General features: G+C 70.8%; 1 protein-coding gene. It reads left to right on the top strand.

The window, feature by feature from the left end:
• Positions 1-390 (top strand): ATP-dependent DNA ligase (locus tag D7Y13_RS44670; protein ID WP_439329276.1); only part of this gene is annotated, 390 nt, incomplete at both ends.

The raw sequence follows: 390 nt of genomic DNA, 5'->3' as shown, positions 1-390 counted from the left end.
AAGCTGCCGTGCGACGCCGCGCTGATCGACGCCGAGATCTGCGCGCTCGACGCCGAGGGGCGGCCAAGCTTCAGCGCGCTGCAGGCGGCGCTCAAGGACGGCGGGCCGATCATCGCCTTCGCCTTCGACCTCCTCCACCGCGACGGCGACGATTTGACGGGCAAGCCGCTGATCGAGCGCAAGGCGGCCCTCGCGGCGCTGCTGGACGGTGCGCCGCCGCCGCTGCACTATGCCGAGCATATCCGCGGCGGCGGCGAGAAGCTGTTCGCGGCGTTATGCGCGGGCGGCTACGAGGGGGTCATCAGCAAGGCGGCGGACTCGCGCTACCGCGCCGGGCGCGGCGGCAACTGGCTCAAGTCGAAGTGCACGCATCGGCAAGAATTCGTCATC

Origin of the sequence: Corallococcus praedator (assembly GCF_003612125.1) — a bacterium.
Classification (GTDB): domain Bacteria; phylum Myxococcota; class Myxococcia; order Myxococcales; family Myxococcaceae; genus Corallococcus; species Corallococcus praedator.
This window is presented reverse-complemented; position numbering and strand designations above follow the sequence as displayed.